19 protein-coding genes are annotated in these 18,970 nt (G+C 70.3%); 6 read left to right on the top strand and 13 right to left on the bottom strand.

Features of this window, described 5'->3' with window-relative positions; all coding sequences use genetic code 11:
* Nucleotides 1-10: 10 nt before the first annotated feature.
* From CXQ92_RS01295 to CXQ92_RS01260, 8 genes are all read right to left on the bottom strand, one after another.
* Nucleotides 11-2,428 (bottom strand): bifunctional (p)ppGpp synthetase/guanosine-3',5'-bis(diphosphate) 3'-pyrophosphohydrolase, encoded by a 2,418-nt coding sequence (locus tag CXQ92_RS01295; RefSeq protein WP_258069646.1) that lies wholly within the window; start codon nt 2,426-2,428, stop codon nt 11-13.
* 156 nt (nt 2,429-2,584) lie between these two features.
* A complete protein-coding gene (gene secF / locus CXQ92_RS01290; RefSeq protein ID WP_104164589.1) occupies nt 2,585-3,583 on the bottom strand; it encodes a protein translocase subunit SecF in 999 nt (332 codons plus the stop codon).
* Entirely contained in the window at nt 3,580-5,325 is a 1,746-nt protein-coding gene (secD, locus tag CXQ92_RS01285; protein WP_104164587.1) for a protein translocase subunit SecD, read from the bottom strand. The genes secF and secD overlap by 4 nt, the downstream gene beginning before the upstream one ends.
* Nucleotides 5,326-5,410: 85 nt before the next feature.
* Nucleotides 5,411-5,989 (bottom strand): preprotein translocase subunit YajC, encoded by a 579-nt coding sequence (gene yajC, locus CXQ92_RS01280; protein WP_258069645.1) that lies wholly within the window; start codon nt 5,987-5,989, stop codon nt 5,411-5,413.
* Nucleotides 5,990-6,088: 99 nt separating this feature from the next.
* On the bottom strand, nt 6,089-7,204 hold the full coding sequence (gene ruvB / locus CXQ92_RS01275) for a Holliday junction branch migration DNA helicase RuvB (protein ID WP_104164583.1): 1,116 nt from the start codon (nt 7,202-7,204) through the stop codon (nt 6,089-6,091).
* Nucleotides 7,201-7,830, bottom strand: a complete 630-nt coding sequence (gene ruvA / locus CXQ92_RS01270; protein ID WP_104166596.1) for a Holliday junction branch migration protein RuvA — start codon at nt 7,828-7,830, stop codon at nt 7,201-7,203. Before ruvA ends, ruvB begins: the two co-directional genes overlap by 4 nt.
* A gap of 302 nt (nt 7,831-8,132) precedes the next feature.
* Entirely contained in the window at nt 8,133-8,855 is a 723-nt protein-coding gene (locus CXQ92_RS01265; protein WP_104164581.1) for a hypothetical protein, read from the bottom strand.
* Nucleotides 8,856-8,882: 27 nt separating this feature from the next.
* Entirely contained in the window at nt 8,883-9,122 is a 240-nt protein-coding gene (locus CXQ92_RS01260; RefSeq protein WP_104164579.1) for a hypothetical protein, read from the bottom strand.
* Nucleotides 9,123-9,173: 51 nt separating this feature from the next.
* Here CXQ92_RS01260 and CXQ92_RS01255 point away from each other — a divergent pair, with 51 nt between their 5' ends.
* The gene (locus tag CXQ92_RS01255; RefSeq protein ID WP_104164578.1) at nt 9,174-9,749 is read left to right on the top strand and encodes a TetR/AcrR family transcriptional regulator; all 576 of its coding nucleotides are present in this window, start codon (nt 9,174-9,176) and stop codon (nt 9,747-9,749) included.
* 91 nt (nt 9,750-9,840) lie between these two features.
* Here CXQ92_RS01255 and ruvC read toward each other — a convergent pair whose 3' ends face one another.
* Genes ruvC through pdxT form a run of 3 tightly spaced genes read right to left on the bottom strand, consistent with a single transcriptional unit; the run spans nt 9,841 to nt 11,936 of the window.
* On the bottom strand, nt 9,841-10,410 hold the full coding sequence (ruvC, locus tag CXQ92_RS01250) for a crossover junction endodeoxyribonuclease RuvC (protein WP_104164576.1): 570 nt from the start codon (nt 10,408-10,410) through the stop codon (nt 9,841-9,843).
* Between the two features lie 36 nt (nt 10,411-10,446).
* Nucleotides 10,447-11,205, bottom strand: a complete 759-nt coding sequence (locus CXQ92_RS01245; RefSeq protein WP_104164574.1) for a YebC/PmpR family DNA-binding transcriptional regulator — start codon at nt 11,203-11,205, stop codon at nt 10,447-10,449.
* Nucleotides 11,206-11,207: 2 nt separating this feature from the next.
* Entirely contained in the window at nt 11,208-11,936 is a 729-nt protein-coding gene (gene pdxT, locus CXQ92_RS01240) for a pyridoxal 5'-phosphate synthase glutaminase subunit PdxT (protein WP_104164572.1), read from the bottom strand.
* 101 nt (nt 11,937-12,037) lie between these two features.
* Between pdxT and CXQ92_RS01235 the strand changes: the two genes are divergently transcribed.
* From CXQ92_RS01235 to CXQ92_RS01215, 5 genes are all read left to right on the top strand, one after another.
* Nucleotides 12,038-13,309: a Mur ligase family protein gene (locus tag CXQ92_RS01235; RefSeq protein WP_104164570.1), complete on the top strand. Its 1,272-nt coding sequence runs from the start codon at nt 12,038-12,040 to the stop codon at nt 13,307-13,309.
* Nucleotides 13,309-14,079 carry a type 1 glutamine amidotransferase gene (locus CXQ92_RS01230; RefSeq protein WP_104164568.1) on the top strand — a complete coding sequence of 257 codons (771 nt, stop codon included), beginning with the start codon at nt 13,309-13,311 and terminating at the stop codon, nt 14,077-14,079. The genes CXQ92_RS01235 and CXQ92_RS01230 overlap by 1 nt, the downstream gene beginning before the upstream one ends.
* Nucleotides 14,080-14,219: 140 nt before the next feature.
* Entirely contained in the window at nt 14,220-14,582 is a 363-nt protein-coding gene (locus tag CXQ92_RS01225) for a VOC family protein (protein WP_104164566.1), read from the top strand.
* A gap of 138 nt (nt 14,583-14,720) precedes the next feature.
* A complete protein-coding gene (locus CXQ92_RS01220) occupies nt 14,721-16,730 on the top strand; it encodes a M3 family metallopeptidase (RefSeq protein WP_104164564.1) in 2,010 nt (669 codons plus the stop codon).
* Complete coding sequence (locus tag CXQ92_RS01215; protein ID WP_219815666.1) at nt 16,684-17,472, top strand: GNAT family N-acetyltransferase; 789 nt, start codon at nt 16,684-16,686, stop codon at nt 17,470-17,472. Before CXQ92_RS01220 ends, CXQ92_RS01215 begins: the two co-directional genes overlap by 47 nt.
* A gap of 77 nt (nt 17,473-17,549) precedes the next feature.
* On the opposite strand, the gene pdxS is transcribed toward CXQ92_RS01215, so the two are convergent.
* Both pdxS and CXQ92_RS01205 read right to left on the bottom strand, forming a co-directional pair.
* The gene (pdxS, locus tag CXQ92_RS01210; protein WP_104164562.1) at nt 17,550-18,464 is read right to left on the bottom strand and encodes a pyridoxal 5'-phosphate synthase lyase subunit PdxS; all 915 of its coding nucleotides are present in this window, start codon (nt 18,462-18,464) and stop codon (nt 17,550-17,552) included.
* Nucleotides 18,465-18,499: 35 nt separating this feature from the next.
* Nucleotides 18,500-18,727 (bottom strand): hypothetical protein, encoded by a 228-nt coding sequence (locus CXQ92_RS01205; RefSeq protein WP_104164560.1) that lies wholly within the window; start codon nt 18,725-18,727, stop codon nt 18,500-18,502.
* Nucleotides 18,728-18,970: the final 243 nt, after the last annotated feature.

Here is an 18,970-nt window from a genome sequence, read left to right as displayed (position 1 = left end):
CCTGCCGCCGTCAGGGCCTGCGCTGGGAGCCTGTGGTCCGGTAGACGTCGAACACACCGTCGATGCGCCGGACGGCGCTGAGGATGTGGTTGAGGTACTTGGGGTCGCCCATCTCGAACGCGAAGCGGGACATCGCCACGCGATCCGAGGACGTGTTCACGTTGGCCGCGAGGATGTTCACGTGGTTCTCGGCGAGCACGCTCGTGACGTCGGAGAGCAGGCTCTTGCGGTCGAGGGCCTCGACCTGGATCTCGACCAGGAACACGCTCGACTGCGTGGGAGCCCAGTCCACGGGCACGATCCGGTCGGGTTGATCGCGCAGCTCCTGCACGTTGCGGCAATCGGTCCGGTGCACCGAGACGCCCGAGCCGCGGGTGACGAACCCGATGATGGGGTCGGGCGGGACGGGGGTGCAGCAGCGGGCGAGCTTCACCCAGACGTCGCCGACGCCGCGGACGGTCACGCCCGAGTCGGAGAACTTCGGCCGGCGGGGCTGCGCCGGGACCACGGTCTCGGCGATGGTCTCCTCGGCCCCCTCGTGCCCGCCCATGAGCGCCACGAGGTGCTCGATGACGTTCTGGGCGGAGGTGTGCCCGTCGCCGACAGCGGCGTACAGCGCCGAGATGTCCTGGTGGTGGAGCTCCTCGGCCACGGTCATCAGGGCGGTGTGCGTCATCATGCGCTGCAGGGGCAGGTTCTGCTTGCGCATGGCGCGCGTCAGCAGGTCCTTGCCCTTGTCCACGGCCTCCTCGCGCCGCTCCTTGGTGAACCACTGCCGGATCTTGTTCCGGGCGCGCGGACTCTTGACGAAACCCTGCCAGTCCTGGCTCGGCCCCGCCCCCTCGGCCTTCGAGGTGAAGATCTCCACCGAGTCGCCGTGGTTGAGCTCGCTGTTGAGCGGGACGAGCTTCCCGTTCACCCTCGCCCCGATGGTCCGGTGGCCCACCTCGGTGTGCACCGCGTAGGCGAAGTCCACCGGCGTCGATCCGGCCGGCAACGCCATGACCTCGCCCTTCGGGGTGAAGACGAAGACCTCCCGGGCGTTGATCTCGAACCGCAGGGAATCGAGGAACTCGTTCGGGTCCGAGGTCTCCTGCTGCCAGTCGACGAGGCTGCGCAGCCACCCCATGTCCCCGCCGTCCTGCGCCTCGAGCTGCCGGCCGCCGCTCTTGTACTTCCAGTGCGCCGCGACGCCGTACTCGGCGCGGCGGTGCATGTCGTGGGTCCGGATCTGGATCTCGACTGGCTTGCCGCCCGGACCGATCACGGTGGTGTGCAGCGACTGGTACATGTTGAACTTCGGCATCGCGATGTAGTCCTTGAACCGCCCGGGCAGCGGGTTCCAGCGGGAATGCAGCGAGCCGAGGGTCGCATAGCAGTCGCGCACGCTGTCCACCAGGACGCGCACGCCCATCAGGTCGTGGATGTCGTCGAAGTCCTTACCGCGGACGATCATCTTCTGGTAGATGGAGTAGTAGTGCTTGGGCCGCCCCGTGATCGTCGCCTTGATCTTGACGGTGCGCAGGTCCTCCTCGATCTGGTTCCGGACGAGGCTGAGGTGCTTCTCCCGCTCGGGGGTCCTGTCCCCCACCATACGGACGATCTCCTCGTACACCTTCGGGTGCAGGGCCGCGAAGGAGAGGTCCTCGAGCTCCCACTTGATGGTGTTCATGCCCAGCCGGTGCGCGAGCGGCGCGAAGATCTCGAGGGTTTCCCGGGCCTTCTTGGCGGAGGAGGCGGGCGAGACGAAGCGCCACGTGCGGGCGTTGTGCAGCCGGTCGGCCAGCTTGATGACGAGGACCCGGATGTCCTTCGCCATGGCGACGACCATCTTGCGCACCGTCTCGGCCTGCGCGGCGTCCCCGAAGGACACCTTGTCGAGCTTGGTCACGCCGTCCACGAGCATGGCCACCTCGGGCCCGAAATCGCGCTTGAGCTCCTCGAGGGTGTACGAGGTGTCCTCGACGGTGTCGTGCAGCAGGGCCGCGGCCAGCGTGGTGCCGGTCATGCCCAGCTCGGCCAGGATCGTGGCGACCGCGACGGGGTGGGTGATGTACGGGTCGCCGCTCTTGCGCGTCTGACCCTCATGGCTGCGCTCGGCGACGAGGTAGGCCCGCTGGATGAGGTCGAGGTCTTCCTTGGGATTGTTGGCCCGGACGGTGCGCAGGAGCGGCTCGAGGACGGGCGAATAGCCGGAGGAGCCGCGGCCGGTGAGCCGCGCGATGCGCGCGCGGGTCCGTCCACGCCTGCCGGGGGCCACCTGGTCGGCGCTCGCGGCGGACGGCGCGGAGGTCGGCGATTCGGGCTGCACGAGGCCCCGGGGCGCTCCCGGGCGCGCGACGTCCGTGGCGATCGGGCCCTGTCCCCCCGCTGTGGGGGTGCCCGCGCCGCCGTCGGACCCTCCCGTAGGGTTCACCGCTTCAGCCATGTGCCATCCCTCAATCTCGATCCCGGGCCCGAGGAGGACCCGCGATGCCACCGGTCATGCGACGGTCCAATTCTAGCCGGGCCCGGAACGTCGTCGGCCGCGGGCGGCCCGGACGGGTCTCCTGCGGCCGACGACGGTGCCGGCGCGGTCGGCGGCTCAGGTCGAGGCTGCCGCCAGGGAACGCCGGGCGAGGACCTTCTCCTCCTGCTTCTTCAGCTCCGGTTCGTTGAGCCGGAGCGCGGCGTAGAGCGGCGCGGCGATAAAGATGGTGCCGAGCGTGCCGAGGATGATGCCGATGAACAGGGCCAGCGACAGGTCCTGGAGGGTACCGGCGCCGAGCAGGAAGGCCCCGATGAAGAGGATCGAGGCGACCGGGAGGATCGCGACGACGGACGTGTTGATGGACCGGACGAGCGTCTGGTTCACCGCGAGGTTGACCTGTTCGGCGAAGGTGCGCTCGGTGGACGTCTTCATGTCCGCGGTGTTCTCCCGGATCTTGTCGAACACCACCACCGTGTCGTACAGGGCATAGCTCAGGATCGTCAGGAAGCCGATGATCGCCGAGGGCGTGACCTCGAAGTCGCTCAGCGAGTAGAGCCCGGCGGTGAGGACCATGACGACGACCAGGGCGGCCATCGCGGCGAGTGCCATCTTCCAGGTGCGGAAATAGAGCGCCATGAGGATCGCGGCCAGGAGGACGAACACCCCGAACCCGATCAGGGCCTGCCGGCTGACGTCCTCACCCCAGGTGGGCCCCACGTAGCTGGAGGTGACCTGGTCCTCGCCCACACCGTACCCGTCGGCGAGGTTGCCCCGGACGCTCAGCGTCTCGTCGTCCGAGAGGCGCTCCGTCTGGACGCGCATGGTGTCGCCGGCGATGTTGGTGACGCGCGGCACGGCCTCGGGGACGACGTCCGTCACGGCCTGTTCGCCGATCGCGGGGTCCGTGTCCTGGGTGGAGGACACCGTGAACTCCGAGCCTCCCCGGAAGTCGATGCCCAGGTTGAAGCCGCCCTTGACCACCGGGATGATGATCGAGATCAGGAGGGCGATCCCGGCGATCAGGAACCAGAGGTTCCGCTTCGCGACGAAGGGGTAGGAGCGCTTCCCCGAGTACAGCTCGTTGCCGAAGGTGGCGAAGTTCGTGCGGCTCATTCGTTGGTCTCTTTCTGGGAAGAACCGGTGCGGCCCGCGAGGGCCTTCTGCTGTTCCGCACGCCGACGCTCGGCGATCGTCAGGCGCCGCTCGGCCTCGGCCGATGCGCCCTTGTTCTTGGTCCGGGCGACGACGACCGGCTTCACGGTGCCCTCTCCCGGCTGGCGGAGGCGGCCGGCACCGCGGTACAGGGGGATGCCTCCGAGGCGGCTCGGATCCAGGCCGGACCACGGGTGGCCCTCGCCGAAGAACTTCGTCCTCGCGAGGAGCCGGAGGACCGGGTGGGTGAAGAGGAAGACCACGATGAGGTCGGCGATCGCGGTGAGGCCGAGGGTGAACGCGAAGCCACGGACGTTGCCGACGGCGACGAAGAAGAGTACGAGCGCGGCCAGCAGGTTCACCGCCTTCGAGGCGAGGACGGTGCGCTTCGCGCGCCGCCACCCGTTCTCGACGGCGGAGACGAGTCCGCGTCCCTCCCGCAGCTCGTCGCGGATGCGCTCGAAGTAGACGATGAACGAGTCGGCGGTCTGGCCGATGGCGACGATGAGGCCCGCGACGCCGGCGAGCGAGAGACGGTAGTTCTCCGTCCAGCCGAGGATGCAGATGGCCAGGTAGGTCAGGACGCCCGCGACGACTAGTGAGGCGATGGTGACCAGGCCGAGGAGCCGGTACTGGAACATAGAGTAGGCGGCGACGAGCAGGAGGCCGATCAGGCCGGCGATGAGCCCGAGGCGCAGCTGGTCGGCGCCCAGGGTGGCCGAGATCTGCTGCTCGCTCTGGATCTCGAAGCTGATGGGCAGCGCACCGTACTTGAGCTGCTCCGCCAGGGCCGCCGCGGATTCCTCGGTGAAGTTGCCGCTGATCGAGGGGTTGCCGTCGGGGATGACGGCGTTGGTGGTGGGCGCGGACACGATCCGGCCGTCGAGGACGATCGCGAACTGGTTGCGGGGGTCGCCCTGCCCGATCGCGTAGAGGCGCTCGGTGACCTCGCGGAAGGTCTCGGTGCCCTCGTCGTTGAAGTCGATGTTCACGGCCCAGCTGTTGAGCGTCTGGCCTCCCTGGCTGCGCTCCAGTCCGTAGCTCGCCGTCGTGATGTCGGTTCCCGGTACTTCGACGGGGCCGAGGATGTACTTGCCCTGGGTATCGGGCTCGCACGCCACCATGGGCTCGTCGGCGGGCGCGGGCTCTTCCGCCGGCTCCAGTGCTGCCGGGTCGAGGCAGTTGAGGGCCTCGAACTCCTGGTACAGCTCGGGGGTGATCCAGTTGGGATCGCTCGCGTTCTGCGGCTCGGCGGCCGGCGTCGGGAGCTGGTCCTCCGGGGTGGGTGTCTCGGCGGCCGGGGCCTGGCCGGGACCACCGGCGAGGACCGGCCGGAACTCCATCTGGGCGGAGGCCTGGATGAGGTCGCGTGTCTGTGCGTCGGGGGTGCCCGGCAGCGAGACGATCACGTTCTGGCCGGACTGCGTGCTGATCTCGGCTTCCGCGACACCGGACCCGTCGACGCGCTGGCGGATGATCTCCACCGCCTGGTCGAGCTGTTCGGGCGTGATCTCGCTGCCGTCCTGGACCCGGGGGGCCAGGATCATCTGGGTTCCGCCCTCGAGGTCGAGGGCCAGGCGCGGGCTCCAGCTCGCGGTGCTCCAGTGGGCGCCCGCTCCCAGCAGGGTTGCGAGCAGTGCTGTCAGTACGCCCAGCCAGACTAGTGTCCGCTTGGCTGCCGTCCCGGTACCGGTACGAGGCATGGTGGGATGTCCTTATGCAGTGGCGCGTCGGCTGCGCCGGGTGATCGTGACGGCCTCGGTACGGGTACCGGGGCCCTACGAAATGCTAGTTGTCAGGATTCGCTTTGGGGTCGCGGGCGTCGCGCGCGTCGCGGTTTTCCCGCTGCGGGTCCCGGTTCAGGCGCTCCAGCGTCTCCTCGGGGCTCTCGACGCCGGACGTGGACCCCGGGGTCCCCGCAGCGGTGGAACCGCCGGCCGGGGTGCGGTCGACGCCGTCGATCGAGGACACGTCGTCGGGCACCGCGGTGGCGTCGTACCCGCTGCGATCGGCCGGATCCGCGACCGTCGCGTCCGCGTCCTGGGCGGCGACCGCCGGTTCCTGCTGGACCACCTTGGAGAGCGCCTGCGTGTGGACCGTGGCGAAGGTGCCCGGGGACAGCTCGAGGACGGCCTTGTTGTTCTCCTGGTCGATCGAGGCGATGGTCCCGAAGAGACCGAACTGGGTCATGACCTCGGTGCCGGGTTCCATCTGGGTGCGCATGTCCTTGACCTGCTGCTGCGCCTTCCGCTGCCTGCGGAACATGGTGAAGATGAGGAAGGCCAGGGCCAGCGGGAGCAGCAGACTGAAGATGTCGAATCCGCCGGTCTGTCCGGTCGTGGGTTGGGCGACTACATGTGCAAGCACTGGAGATCCGTTCCTGGGGCTGGGGTGTGAGTGGCAGGACTGTGCCACGGCACACATCGTGAGACACCAGTGTAGAGCCGTTTGCTGGGCGTCCCCGCGTCAGGAGTCCGGCTGGGCCCAGCTGTCGACGGTCGCCTCCGTGGCCATCAGGTCCTCGGGCGTGACGGAGAACAGGTCCTCGGGCATCGCGGCCGCGACGTTCGCGGGCATCTCGATCCCCAGGTGCCGCCACGCGGCGGCCGTCGCGATCCGGCCGCGCGGCGTGCGCCCGAGCATGCCCTCGCGGACCAGGTAGGGTTCGGCGACGGTCTCGACCGTCTCCGGTTCCTCGCCCACGGCGATCGCCAGCGTCGACAGGCCCACGGGTCCCCCGTTGAACTTGGTGATGAGCGCCGTGAGCACCGAGCGGTCCAGCCGGTCGAGTCCTCGGGCGTCCACCTCGTACATGTCCAGTGCCGCACTGGCGGACCGGGCGTCGATGAGGTCGACGCCGTGGACCAGCGCCCAGTCCCGGACACGCCGGAGGAGGCGGTTGGAGATACGCGGCGTGCCACGGGACCGGCCGGCGATCTCCGCGAACGCGGCCGAGTTGACCTTCATGTCCATGAGCATGGCGGAGCGGCGGAGTACGAGCTCGAGTTCATCGGTGGAGTAGAACTCGAGGTGCCCGGTGAAACCGAAGCGGTCGCGGAGCGGTCCGGGCAGGAGCCCCGCGCGCGTCGTCGCGCCGACGAGGGTGAAGGGCGGCAGCTCCAGCGGGATCGCGGTGGCGCCGGGTCCCTTGCCGACGATGATGTCGACGCGGAAGTCCTCCATGGCCATGTAGAGCATCTCCTCGGCGGGCCGGGACATGCGGTGGATCTCGTCGAGGAAGAGGACCTCGCCCTCCGTGAGGGAGGAGAGGATCGCGGCGAGGTCGCCGGCATGCTGGATCGCCGGCCCGGACGTGATGCGCAACGGCGCGTTCATCTCGGCCGCGATGATCATCGCGAGCGTCGTCTTGCCGAGGCCGGGCGGGCCGGAGAGGAGCACGTGGTCCGCGCTGCGCCCGCGCAGGCGGGACGCCTCCAGGACGAGCGAGAGCTGCCGGCGCACGCGCTTCTGGCCCACGAAGTCGTCGAGGTTTTTCGGCCGGAGTGCCGCCTCGACGGCGCGGTCCTCGGGGTCGGCGGCGGGCGCGACGAGCGGCGCCTCCTCCTGCTGCTTGTCCGTCACGTGCCCACCTTCGTCCGTGCCGAGCTGCGGGCGCCGTCCTGGCCGAGCCGACGCAGCGTGAGTTTCAGGATCTGGCCCACGTCACCGGTCGCGGCGACCTCGGGCGCCTCGTCGACGGCGGCGTCGATCGCCGCGCCGGCGTCCTTCTCCGACCAGCCGAGGCCCATCATGGCGGTGAGGACCTGGCCCTGCCAGGTCTGCTTGGGCACCCCGGGCTTGGTGTCGAGCGGGACCAGCTTGCCGGCCAGCTCGAGGACGATCCGGCGGGCGCCCTTGGGTCCGATCCCGGACACCTTGCTGAACGCCTTGTCGTCGCCCGAGGCCGCGGCGATACGGATGGCCTCGGGCGTGTGGACGGCGAGGACGGCGAGTGCCAGGCGGGGCCCGACGCCGCTGACGGCCAGGAGTGTCTCGAAGACCTCGCGCTGGTCGGCGTCCTCGAAGCCGAACAGCGTCATCGAGTCCTCGCGGACGATCATGGCCGTGGCGACGGTTGCCTGCTCCCCCACGCGGAGCCCGGCGAGGGTCTGGGGGGTCGCCTGGACCTGCATGCCGAAGCCGTTGACGTCGAGGACGGCGGAGTGCAGGCCCACGTGGGTCACTGTTCCGCGCAGGGAACTGATCATGAAGGGCTCCAGGGGCACTTGCGGGCGGGACCGCCGGGCGTCCACCCGACGTCGAACATACGTTCTAATGCACTACGGTACCGGCGAAACGGCCCGCGATCGAGCCGCCACACCGGGTCCGCCGCCGGGCAGGGCCCGCCCAGCCCCGGCCTGCCCCTACCCCACGCCTCGATCCGGGCGGCGACTGCCCGCGCACCGGCGATCACAGGAGGGCCGGCGAGATCCCCACGACGGTGGGCGCAGGCAGGACGGCGGGTGCCGGGTCGGCGAGGACGGACACGTTCGGCCCGGCCCGACGAGGATCACGGGGACCCGCCGGCAGCGGCATAGGTCGGCAGGTACTCCTCGACCGCGTCCTCGAGCCAGGTCCACAGCCGCTCACGCCGATCCGTCGCGAACGTGACCGGTTCCGCTCGGGTGACCCGACCGATCTCCACATAGCCGCCGTTCAGCGACCCGTGCGCGTCCCCGAGAGCGAGCCGGACCGCGTGACGGGCGGTGGCCCGCGGGGTCGAGGCTCCCGGGAGGACGCTCATCGCCGGCATCAGGTACTTCCAGACCCAGTACATGGAGGCCGGCATGTCCCGGCCCAGCCCCGTCCCGGCGACCAGCCCGGGGTCGTACGTGTTCAGGCGACGCCCGGACGCGGCGAGGCGCTCCGCCCATTCGTGGGCCAGGGTCACCAGCGCGAGCTTGCTCGAGGCGTAGGCGACGCCCCCTTGCTCGCGTTCGTCGGCGAACCGCGTCGGGCCGTCCGCCGTAGGGTCCGCCCGGGCGAGGTCTTCGGGATCCCGCCACTGCGGGTCCGGGACGAGGTTGAAGCTCGCCTGCTTGCCCCGATGGGTGGAGGAGCCCAGGAGGACCGCATGGGCGCGCGGGGCGAGGAGCGGTTCCAGCCCTCGCAGGAGCAGGTGCTGCGCGATCACGTTGACGGTGAAGGTCAGCTCGTGGCCCTGCGCCCCGGCACGCCGCCTGCTCGTGAACTGTGCGCCGGCGTTGAGGAGCACGACGTCGACGGGGTGCACCGCGCCCCGTCCCTGCGCCGTGTGGACCTATTCGAGCGCCGCGCGAACGGAGCCGAGGTCACCGAGATCGCCGCGTGCACCCGTGGCGACGAGCCCGGCTGCACGCACGCGCTCGAGCGTGTTCTCGAGGCCCGCAGCATCCCGGGCGAGGAGGACGAGGCTCGGCCGTGAGGGATGCCCGAGAAGCTCTTCGAGCATCCGTGCGCCGATGCCGCTCGTGAAGCCGGTGAGCAGGATCGTGGGTGACGTGACGACAGTTTGTGTCATGGCGAAAACTATAGTTGATGTCACAAAGTGACACAAGGGTAGGATCGGGGAATGCCCCGTTGGCCCGAAGACTCCCGCCGTCGCCTCGTGGACGCGGCGATCAGCCAGTTCGTCGACCGCGGCTATGCGGAGTCGACCGTCGAGAACATCGCGCTCGCGGCCGGGGTCACCCCGAGGACGTTCTTCCGCTATTTCGCCGACAAGGAGGAAGTGCTCTTCGCCGACGACGACGACCTCCTGCCGCTGCTGATCGGTGTCATCGCCGAGGACACCGGCCCCGTCCGCGCCGACGTGCAGATGAGGAAGGCGCTCGGGACGCTCGCGGCGGCGGTCGAGTCCCGGCGTGATCTGCTGAAGCGGCGCCAGCGCGTCATCGACTCGCACATCGCGCTGTCGGGACGGGAACTCGCCAAGCAGGCCCGGTGGCAGAAGGACGTGACGACGGCCCTGATCGGTCGCGGGTTCCCACCCGGGCAGTCCGAGATCCTGGCGGCCATCGGGTTCGCGCTGTTCCGGCAGTGCCTGCACGCCTGGCTCGCGGACGACGGGGGGCCGGGCCTGGAGGCGCGGGTGGGCGACGCACTGTCCGGGGTGCGGTCCGTTCTGGACGTCCGCAGCTCGCGCTGAGCGGGCGACGACACGGGCGTCGTCGATCAGTAGCTGCCGAGCCCTCTGCCGGGCAGCCGCAGAGGCCCGGGGTCGGACCGCACGGCCGCACTCAGCGGCGTCGGGCCCGGGCCTCCGCCTCGGCCCACATGCGCTGCGCGGGCGTGACCAGTCCGCCGGCGGCGGCTGCGCCCTGCGTCCCCACTCCCCTGCGCCATGCGTGCGTGATGGCGAGGGCCAGGGCGTCGGCGGCGTCCGCGGGCCGGGGCGGCGTGTCGAGCCGGAGGATCTTCGTCACCATCTTCGTGACGGCCACCTTGTCCGCCTGCCCGTTGCCGGTGACCGCGGCCTTCACCTCGGTGGGCGTGTGGAGGGCCACCGGGATGCCGCGGCGCGCCGCGGACACGATGACGACGCCGGACGCCTGCGCGGTGCCCATGACGGTGCTGATGTTGGTGCCGCTGAAAACGCGCTCGACGGCGAGTGCCTGCGGCTGGTGCAGGTCCAGCCAGGTGTCGACGGCCTCCGCGATGACCAGGAGCCGTTGGTCGAGGCTCTGCCCGGCGTCGGTGCCGACCACGCCGACGGCCACGAGGGTGGAGCGCCGGTTGGGTTCGATGTCGACGACGGCGAGCCCGCAGCGGGTCAGCCCGGGATCGACGCCCATCACGCGGAAGGTCACGGGGCTGTCCGCCGTCCGGGGCCGGGAGGGACGATGTCAGTCGTCGTTCTCGAGCTCGGTCAGGACCTCGTGCGGGAGGTGGGCGTTCGAGTAGACGTTCTGGACGTCGTCGAGCTCCTCCAGGGCGTCCACGAGCTTGAGGAATTTCCGGGCGCCGTCGGCATCCAGGTCCACCTGCATGGACGGGACGAACTCGACGTCGTCGGTCTCGTACTCGATGCTGCTCTCGTCGAGCGCGGCGACCACCGCACGGAGGTCCTGGGGCTCGGAAACGATCTCGAACGTCTCGGCGGACTCCTTGACCTCGTCCGCGCCGGCGTCGAGGACGGACAGGAGCAGTTCGTCCTCGGTGAGGTCCTTCTTCGGCAGGGTGACGACGCCCTTGCGCGCGAACAGGTAGGCCACGGAGCCCGGATCGGCGATCGTGCCGCCGTTGCGGGAGATGCCGAGGCGTACCTCGGAGGCCGCGCGGTTCTTGTTGTCCGTGAGGCACTCGATCAGCAGGGCCGAGCCCTGGGGTCCGCGGGCCTCGTACATGATGGTCTGGTAGTCGACGGCCTCGCCGAGCAGCCCTGCCCCGCGCTTGACCGCCCGGTTGATGTTGTCGATGGGGACGGAGGTCTTCTTGGCCTTGGAGACGGCCAGTTCGAGCCCCGGGTTACCCGCGACGTCGGCGCCGCCGGCCCGCGCCGCGACCTCGATGTTCTTGATCAGCTTGGCGAAGGACTTCGCGCGCTTGGCGTCGATCGCGGCCTTCTTGTGCTTCGTTGTTGCCCACTTGGAGTGCCCCGACATGCCTACGCTTCTCCTCTGATCATCCGAATAAACAGTTCGTGGACCCGCCGCTCCCCGGTGACCTCCGGATGGAAGCTCGTGGCCAGCAGGTTCCCTGAACGCACTGCGACAATTCTAGCGACCGGTTCCAAGTCCGTACCGGCACCGCCCCCGTCCGGGGCGGGCCCGGGCTGCGGCGTCTCCGACGCGGGCACCTGCGCCAGCACCTCGACGCCCTCGCCCACCTTCTCCACCCACGGCGCACGGATGAACACCGCACGCACCGGATCGGTGCCGCCGGCACTCCCGGTCGTGGCGAGCCCCCCGAAGGCGAGATCGGTCTCGAAGGACTCCCGCTGCCGCCCGAACGCGTTGCGCCGCACCACCATGTCGAGGCCGCCGAGCGTCAGCTGGGGGTTGCCGAGGCGGTCGGTGGACGGATCCGCGAGGACGTCGGAGAGCATGATCATCCCGGCGCAGGACCCGTAGACGGGCAGCCCGTCGGCGATCCTCTCGCGCAGCGGTCCGGCGAGCCCGAAGGTGCGCGTGAGCTTGTCCATCGTGGTCGACTCCCCGCCGGGGATGATCAGGCCGTCGACACCGGCCAGTTCCGCGGCCCGCCGGACGGGCACCGCGCGCCCGCCCAGGGACTCGATGGTCGCGATGTGCTCGCGGACATCGCCCTGGACGGCGAGGACGCCGACCACGACGCCGGACGGGGGCATGGGAGCCGGAAGGGACGGGGAGGTCATCCCCCAATTCTAGGTTCTCCGGCTCCCGCTCCCGCCGGGCGTGAGGAGCGCCTCCCCGCCGCGTCCCGGGAAGGCGGGCGGGCCTGCGATAATTTGGAGGCATGAATCCCCTTCCAGTCCTCGTGGGTAAGGCTGCGCGCTTCGCCTCCCGCCTGCGCGGCGGCGGCTCCGCCTTCCCCGGCCTCGTGGTCGAGCGCCTCGATCCCGGCTTCATGGGCCGCGCCCTGTCCACCCTCCCCCGCGGCGTCGTCGTCGTCAGCGGCACGAACGGCAAGACCACCACCACCAAGATGGTGGTGGAACTGCTCGAGGGCCAGGGCCTGAAGGTGTTCACCAACCGCACGGGCAGCAACTTCACGCGCGGCGTCGCGGCGGCCCTGCTCGGCGAGGTCGACTGGCGCGGACGCCTCAGGGCCGACGTCGCCGTCCTGGAGCTGGACGAGGCCCACGCCGTCCACTTCGTGAAGCTCGTCCCGCCCCGGTACTCCCTGCTGCTGAACGTCCTCCGCGACCAGCTCGACCGGTTCGGGGAGATCGATGCGACCACGCGCCTGCTCGAGCGGATCGCACTCGCCACCACGGAGACGGTCGTGCTGAACCGCGAGGATCCGCGCGTCGCCGGCCTGGCGTCGTCGATCACGGCGGCCGACGTCGTCTACTTCGGCCTCGACGCCTCGCTCAGGAGCACCTTCCCGAACGACGACGAGCTGCGCGGCGCCGCCGGGACCGCGCCGGCCGCGGCCCTGCCCGCCGACGTCGTCCTCGCGTCCGTGGACGGCAACGCGGCGGGCTTCGAGGTGGAGGGCACGACGACGCACACCGACCTGCGGCTCCGCGGCGTCTACAACATCTTCAACGCCGCGGCGGCCCTCGCGGCGGCCCGCGCGGTCCTCGGCGGCCGTGCGGACGGCGACCGGCTGTTCTCCTCCCTCGCCGCCGTCGAACCGGCGTTCGGCCGGGGCGAGAGCCTCGTCGTCGACGGCCAGGCCCTCGAACTGGTGCTGGTCAAGAACCCGAGCGGGTTCCGCCTGGGCCTGAAGTCCTTCGACCCCGCCGGCTGCGCGACGATGATCGCCATCAACGACAACTACGCCGACGGACGCGACATGTCCTGGCTGTGGGACGTCGACTTCGACTCGCTGGGCCTCGGCGGGGTGGACGTCGTCAGCGGCGTCCGCGCCTACGACATGGCGCTGCGCCTGAAGTACGACGACGTCCGCGTCGGCGCCGTCGAGCCCGACACCACCGAGGCGCTCCGGCAGTTCATCCGGGGCTCCGCGGGGCGTCCGAAGCGCATCTTCTGCACCTATACCGCCATGCTCGCGGTGCGCCGCGAGCTGTCCAAGATCACGAAGGTCGAGGTGGTCTCCTGATGAGTGACGCCCCATCCGCTGCCGCCCTCACCGGGGCGCCCACCGATCCGCAGAAGGGATCGCTGCGCGTCCTGCAGCTGTACCCCCGCGAGATGAACATCTACGGCGACTACGGCAACGTCCTCGTCCTGAAGCAGCGCCTGGCCTGGCGCGGCTACGGCGCCGAGATCCTCGAGCACAACGCGGGTGACCCGTTCCCGGACGACGTCGACATCATCGTCGGCGGCGGCGGCCAGGACAGCGGCCAGGTGGTCATCCAGGAGGACCTCCAGGCCATCGCTCCCCGGCTGCGGGAGCTCGCCGAGGACGGCACACCGATGCTCCTCATCTGCGGGCTCTACCAGCTCTTCGGCAACAGCTTCCGGACGTACGAGGGCACCGTCATCCCCGGCATCGGGGTGCTCGACCTCGAGACCCGCGGCGGCTCCGAGCGGCTGATCGGGAACGTCGTGGCCACGAGCGAGGAGTTCGGCGAGATCCACGGCTACGAGAACCACAGCGGGCAGACGTTCCTCGGCAGCGGGTTGAGGCCCCTGGCGACCGTGGTCAAGGGCTCCGGCAACAACGCCGAGGAGAAGCACGAGGGTGCCCGCTACCGGAACATCGTCGCGAGCTACCTGCACGGGTCACTGCTGCCCAAGAACCCGATGATCGCCGACTTCCTCCTGCGGACCGCAGCCGAGCGGAAGTTCGGTGCGTTCGACGACGCCGGGCTCGACGACTCGCTCGCGGACCTCGCCCGGCAGCACGCCGGCGCCCGGCCCCGGTAGGACAGCACACCGGCCGGTGCGTCAAGAGGCGCCGGCATCCCGGCCGGCCGGGGAGTCCTGCCGGTAGCGTTCTCAGGGACGGGTCCCGGCCGGGGCCCGCCACCCCATCGGATCCCGCACGGGTCCGCGGAAGGAGCGTCATGGCCAAGGGAGTAGCAACCGTCTGGGTGCCCGTCGAGGACATGGGGAGGGCCCTCGCCTTCTACCGGGACACCCTGGGACTGAGCGTCACCATGGAGCAGGCGGACTGGTCGACGGTGGACGCCGGCGGGCTGACGATCGGCCTCAACGCCCGCGAGAACACCCACGGCGGGCGCGGCGGCGGCGCCGTCATCAGCTTCGAGCCCGAGGGCTCCATCGAGGACGAGCTGGAGCGCATCTCGTCGCAGGGTGGCGCGTCCATCGAGGGTGAGATCAGCGAGTACCCCTGGGGGCGGATCCTGCCGTTCAAGGACAGCGAGGGTAACGACCTCCAGCTCTACTCTCCCCCGGTCGGAGGCTGAGCGCAGCGCCGGACCAGTACCGGCGCGGATGCGGCGATCGAGGCGAGGGGCCCCGCACCGGCGGGATCGCGGTCAGGCACGTGCCACGGGGTCGGGGGTGGTGCGCGCACGTGCAACAACGTGCCAAAGTTGGTTCCCATGAGCAACCCTTTCCTTGAGCCCAGCACCCTCGACTACCAGCTGCCACCGTTTGCGGCCATCCGGGACGAGCACTACCTGCCGGCCTTCGAAGCCGGTTTCGCCGAGCACCTCGCCGAGATCGATCGCATCACGGGCTCCGGGGAGCCGGCCTCCTTCGAGAACACGCTCATCGCCCTCGAGCGCGCGGGCAGCACCCTGGACCGCGTCTCGCGGGTCTTCTTCAGCAACTCCGTCAGCCACGCCACCAAGGCCGTCCAGGAACTCGAGCAGCAGATCGCCCCCCGACTCGCGGAGCACGAGGACAACATCAAGCTCAACCGCGCCCTGTTCGAGCGCATCCGGCAGGTGCCCGTCGACGGCCTCGACCCCGAGTCGGCGCGCCTCGTGGAGGAGTACCTCCGCGGTTTCGTGCGTGCGGGAGCGGAGCTCGACGACGACGCGCAGGTTACGCTGCGCCGGCTGAACGCGGAGCTGTCGGCGCTGAGCACCGAGTTCTCGCAGAAGCTGCTCAAGGACACGAACGACTCCGCGCTGCTGCTCGATACCGCCGAGGAACTCGACGGGCTCTCCCCCGACGCGATCTCCGCTGCGGCGACCGCGGCGGCGGACGCCGGCCACGAGGGGAAATACCTCCTGACCCTCATCCTGCCCACCGCGCAGCCCGCGCTGGAGCAGCTCACGAACCGCGAGGTACGCCGTCGCCTGCACGAGGCCTCCGTGACCCGGGGAGCCCGCGGCAACGAGGCGGACACCCTCAACGTCGCCACGCGCATGGCCGCGCTCCGCGCCGAGCGCGCCGCCCTCCTCGGCTTCGACACGCACGCCGCCGCGGCGACCGACAGCCAGACGGCGCCGTCGCTGGAGGCGATCCTCGACCGCATGCGGGAACTCGCGGCGCCGGCGGTGCGCAACGCCCGCGCCGAGGCCGCGGAACTCGAGGCGGAGGCCGGCCACGGCATCGAGCCGTGGGACTGGGCCTACTACGCCGCGAAGGTGCGGAAGGCGAAGTTCGACGTCGACCTGGACGCCCTGCGCCCCTACTTCGAACTCGAGCGCGTGCTGCACGACGGCGTCTTCTACGCGGCGAACCGCCTCTACGGCCTGACGTTCACGGAGTGCCCCGACCTCCTGGGCTACCACCCCGACGTGCGCGTATGGGAGGTCTTCAACGAGGACGGGTCCGGGCTCGGACTGTTCCTCGGCGACTTCTACACGCGCGACACCAAGAGCGGCGGCGCCTGGATGAACTCCTTCGTGGACCAGTCACGGCTCGAGGGCACGCAGGCGGTGGTCATCAACAACCTGAACATCTCGACGCCGGGCGCCGGTGAGCCCACGCTGCTCTCCTACGACCAGGTGGTCACCACCTTCCACGAGTTCGGCCACGCCCTGCACGGCCTGTTCTCGGACGTCACCTACCCGCTCTTCGCCGGGACGTCCGTGCCGCGCGACTTCGTCGAGTACCCGTCCCAGGTCAACGAGATGTGGATCCTGTGGCCCGAGATCGTCGCGCACTACGCGCGTCACCACGAGACGGGCGAGGCACTTCCCCAGGACGTCATCGACCGCATCCACGCGGCGGGCGCCTGGGGCGAGGGCTTCGAGACCACCGCGTACCTCGGCGCGACGCTGCTGGACCTCGCGTGGCACTCCCTCCCGGCCGGCACGGTGATCGAGGATCCGCTGGCCTTCGAGGCGTCGGCGCTCGCGGACGCCGGCATCGACTTCGCCCCGGTCCCGCCCCGGTACCGCACCTCCTACTTCAAGCACATCTTCGCCGGCGGGTATGCGGCGTCCTACTACGCGTACATCTGGAGCGAGATGCTCGACGCCGACACCGTGGAGTGGTTCAAGTCCTCGGGCGGCCTCACCCGGGAGAACGGCGACCACTTCCGGCGTGAACTCCTCGCGCGGGGCAACAGCATCGACCCGCTGGAGGCGTTCCGCAGGTTCCGGGGGCGTGACGCGGACCTCCAGCCCCTGCTCGTCCGCCGCGGCCTCGCATGAGGCGACCTCCCGCCGGCGGTCGGGCGTGGTGAGCATCGCCGCGTGCCAGCGGCTGCAGTCCGCCTGGTACGCGGCGCTCGCGACGGCGACGGGCGGCAGGACGTTCTCCACGCACGGTGCCACCTGGGTGTGGCTGCCGGCGCGGCGGGAGCTCATGATGATGTTCCCCGGGACGGTCCGCGCCCACGCCGTCCGGCCCGCCCTGGCCGAGGGCACCCGGCTCGGCGCGTCCTCCGTGCGGGTCTGGCTCAACGGCGCGGTGGACGGCGCCGAGCTCGGCGGCCTCGGATTCAGCCCGAGCTGGCAGCCGTGGTGGATGACGGCGCCCGTCGCCGCCGTCGTCGCCCCCGGGGACGACGCCGCGGCCCTCACCACCGAGGTGCCCGACTACTCGGGGCCGCTGCAGCAGGAACTGCGGGTGGTCGGCGCCCAGCCCCGCCAGGCCTGGCACGCCGTGACGCGCGATCGTGAGCACGGGAACATCTCGGGGGCCGCGTACGCGTTCTACCCGGCCGGGGTCGCCGGGATGAACGGTCTCGGTAGCATCCACCAGCTCGAGGTCCTCCCCGCCTACCAGCGGCGGGGGCTTGCCACGGCGTTGCTCAGCGCCGTGGCCCGCGCCGCGGGCGAGGCCGGGGCGGTGGACCTCGCCGTCAACGCGACGCCGGCGGGCTACGGGTTCTTCTCGCGGCGGGGATTCACGCTGCTCGGTCGGGGGAAGACCTACGTCCTGGGGCTCTGACCCGGCGCGGCCGGATCGCCCGGGAACGCGGAAGGGCCGCAGCCGTGGCTGCGACCCTCCCTGTCACCCGGCTGGGACTACCAGCCGCGTTCCGCCAGGCGGTGCGGCTGGGGGATCTCGTCGACGTTGATACCCACCATGGCTTCGCCGAGGCCACGGGAGACCTTGGCGATCATGTCGGGGTCGTCGTGGAACGTCGTCGCCTGGACGATGGCGTTGGCGCGCTCGGCGGGGTTGCCCGACTTGAAGATGCCGGAGCCCACGAAGACGCCGTCCGCGCCGAGCTGCATCATCATGGCAGCGTCCGCGGGGGTCGCGATGCCGCCCGCGGTGAAGAGCACGACCGGCAGGCGGCCTGCGGCGGCGACGTCCTTCACGAGCTCGTACGGGGCCTGCAGCTCCTTCGCGGCCACGTACAGCTCGTCCTCGGCCATCGAGGACAGGCGGTTGATCTCGGAGCGGATCTTGCGCATGTGCATCGTGGCGTTCGAGACGTCGCCGGTGCCGGCCTCGCCCTTCGACCGGATCATGGCAGCGCCCTCGTTGATGCGCCGCAGCGCCTCGCCGAGGTTGGTGGCACCGCACACGAAGGGGATCGTGAACTTCCACTTGTCGATGTGGTTGGTGAAGTCGGCGGGCGTCAGGACTTCGGACTCGTCGATGTAGTCGACGCCGAGGGACTGCAGGACCTGCGCCTCGACGAAGTGGCCGATCCTCGCCTTGGCCATGACCGGGATGGAGACGGCCGCGATGATGCTGTCGATCATGTCGGGGTCGCTCATGCGGGAGACGCCGCCCTGGGCGCGGATGTCCGCGGGCACCCGCTCGAGCGCCATGACCGCGACGGCACCGGCATCCTCGGCGATGCGGGCCTGCTCGGCGGTGACGACATCCATGATGACGCCGCCCTTGAGCATTTCGGCCATGCCGCGCTTCACCCGGTTTCCACCGGTCTGTGCTGCGGGTGCCGAGTTTCCTTCAACGGTGGACACAACTTGCCCCTAAAAGGTAGATAAAAGCTGACACTTCATGATACGCGTCCCGCACCTGCCACTCGGCCGCCCGCCACCAGGTCGCGACGCTCGAGTTCGTCCAGCAGACGGTCGAGGGGCTCCTCCGGCCACGGCGAGGACGGCCCGGCGCCCCCGCCGGGCGACCGTCCTTCCCGGGCCGTGGCTCCCCGCTCGAGGAGGAGCAGCTCCGCCTGCGAGACGATGTGCAGATCGGGCGGCAGGAATGCCGGGATGTGCGGCATCGGGTGTCCTTCCCTCATGGTGCGCCGTGGTGCTCTCGGTTGCTCCTTAGACGGGTCCGACGTCGCCGAATCATCGCGGCCGGCGGCCGGGACCCACGACCGCGGCCCGCAGTTTTGCCGATGTAAGCAGGCAAAGCTCAGCCTTTGAGCAGGATTGGCCTAAGGGCCCCATGCGCCCGGGAGGCCGCTGATAGCTTCATCACGACACCTGCCGCTACGGGCAGCAATGCGACTAAGCAGCTG

The sequence above is a fragment of the Arthrobacter sp. SX1312 genome (genome assembly GCF_002929295.1).
Classification (GTDB): domain Bacteria; phylum Actinomycetota; class Actinomycetes; order Actinomycetales; family Micrococcaceae; genus Arthrobacter_D.
Note: the sequence above shows the minus strand (reverse complement) of the source record. Positions and strands in the feature narration are given on the sequence as shown.